General features: G+C 71.5%; 2 protein-coding genes and 1 pseudogene. 2 read left to right on the forward strand and 1 reads right to left on the reverse strand.

What is annotated here, in order from left to right:
* Positions 1 to 340: 340 nt before the first annotated feature.
* A complete protein-coding gene (locus ACVNF4_RS35170; RefSeq protein WP_355865297.1) occupies positions 341 to 580 on the reverse strand; it encodes a chaplin in 240 nt (79 codons plus the stop codon).
* Between the two features lie 265 nt (positions 581 to 845).
* Here ACVNF4_RS35170 and ACVNF4_RS35175 point away from each other — a divergent pair, with 265 nt between their 5' ends.
* Together ACVNF4_RS35175 and ACVNF4_RS35180 are read left to right on the forward strand one after the other, a co-directional pair.
* Positions 846 to 1,934, forward strand: a complete 1,089-nt coding sequence (locus ACVNF4_RS35175; RefSeq protein WP_461806910.1) for a DUF3344 domain-containing protein — start codon at positions 846 to 848, stop codon at positions 1,932 to 1,934.
* Between the two features lie 54 nt (positions 1,935 to 1,988).
* Positions 1,989 to 2,214 (forward strand): annotated as a pseudogene (locus ACVNF4_RS35180) (glycosyltransferase family 1 protein); the annotation flags it as partial.

A 2,214-nucleotide genomic window follows, 5' to 3' on the forward strand; every position in this document is an offset into this window, starting at 1 on the left:
GCCGCGCTCACGGGCGAGGCCGCCGGCCGCGAGCGCGGTGGGGGCGGCGACGCCGAGGACGAGGGAGGCGCACAGAGCGGTGGACGCGATACGCCGTACGGACAGACCACGCATGAGACTTCCTTTCGATTGCGTCAGGTCTCGAACCCACCGTGCGAGTGACAACGACTCACCGCAACAGATCAATCACGCTCCGAAACCACCCGAACGACCGCATCACCCCAGGTCGGACACCCCGTCAGCCCCCGGCCCCCGGGCCTTCCGCACCACCCCCATTCGGGGGAGAACGCGAAACGGCCGCCCCCCTGGCTGGGGAGCGGCCGTCCTGCGAGGCGGTGCGTCAGTCGTTGACGCAGGTGTTGCCGAAGGCCGGGTTCAGCAGACCGATGACGTCGACGGAGTTGCCGCAGACGTTGACCGGCACGTGGATCGGAGCCTGGACGACGTTGCCCGACAGCACGCCCGGGGAGTGCTCGGCGACACCCTGCGCGCCACTGTCGGCGGCGGCGATGCCGGAAGCGCCGGCGACGGCCGCCGCGGCAACGGTGGTGAGGGCCAGGCCCTTCGCGATACGCGACATGGAGAGGTGCTCCTTGGGGTTTTGACACGAACATCCGGGCGGGGATGCCCGGCGCTGTGTCAACGCGTGGCACCCCGAGGGGTTGTGCGGCCAATGGGGTGATCTCCCGGCGAGGCCGCTTTCACCGTTCCGACACACTTGTCCGCTATCAACGGATTAGTCCGAATACGGTTTAGAGTTGCGGCCCATCCGACGCACTCCTATAAGCCAGCAAATCGCACTGCGGACTCGCCCCCGCAGGTTCCTCGAAAGGGCCACGCCGGTCATGCGCACTCCCCTGGCTCCGCTGCTGCGCCGCGCGACGGTGGGCGTCCTCGCCCTCGCCACCCTCTGGACCCCGAACCCGGCGAGCGCCGCGCCCGCCGAGGCACCCTCCCTCCCCTTCGCCGAGCGCTACCGGGCCACCCAGCACGGCGGCATCGTCCGCGCCGCGAACACCTCGATCACCTGCCGCACCGAGACCCCCGGCTGCACGGAGGCGCGCGACGGCCTCCCCGGCGCCGAACTCCCCGCCGCCAACGGCGACTTCGACATGTTCTACGTCGACGTCGACGACGACCCCAACACCTACAACTCCTCCCGCGCCGAGGTCCGCCTCCCCGAGGGCTCGCGCGTCACGTACGCCCGCCTCTACTGGGGCGGCAACCTGCGCGTCGGTGAGCAGAAGCCCCCGAAGGACAACGGCCGCGTCCTGATCGCCGAACCCGGCGGCTCCTACAAGGCGGTCCTCGCCGACACCGTCACCGGCCACCGCGTCGCGGGCGGCGCCGATGCCTTCCAGGCGTCCGCGGACGTCACGAAGCTGGTCCGGGAGAGCGGTTCGGGGCTGTACACGGTCGCACAAGTCAACGTGGCGATGGGCAAGTCGAAAGCGGGCGCTTGGGGCGGGTGGACGCTCGTCGTCGCGTACGACAATCGGAACGAACCCCTCCGGCACCTCTCCCTCTGGGACGGCTTCGACACCCTGGACGCCAAACGGGGGCACGAAGTGACACTCAAGGGGCGCGCGCTGGCGGCGCACGCGGGCGGGTACGCCGGGCTCGTGGCCTACAACGGCGACCCCGGCCGAACGGGTGACTCGCTCATGTTTTCGACGGGCGCCGGCCGCGAGATCCGCCTCTCCGACGCCGCGAATCCGGGCGACGACGTACTGAACTCCACGATCAGCGAGCCGGGGGAGGCTCCGGCGGCGCGTGAACCGGCGTACGCCAGGACCCTCGGCTACGACTCCGACGTGTTCGATCTGAGCGAGGGTTTGCGCCGCGGTGGTGACCAGGCGGGCCTGCGCCTCGTTTCCTCCCGGGACGCGGCGTGGGCCGGCGCGCTCTTCGTCGCCGTCGACGCCCGGCAGTAGTCGGGCGCGTTCCCGCCCGTCCCGAGCGTCGTCCGTGAGCGAGGAAACCGCGCAATGCACCAGTCAGTACCCGAAGCCGGCCCCCGGGTCCTGCATCTCACCCAGCCCGTGGACGGCGGAGTCGCCCGCGTCGTCCGGGATCTGACGACGGCTCAGCTCGCCGCGGGGTTCCGCGTGACGGTCGCCCTGCCCGACAGCCCCCTCGCCGCCGACCTGGCCGCACTGGGGGCCGTCGTGCGCCACTGGGAGGCCTCGCGGGCGCCGGGGCCCTCGCTGGCCG

It is taken from the genome of Streptomyces sp. S6, assembly GCF_054880855.1.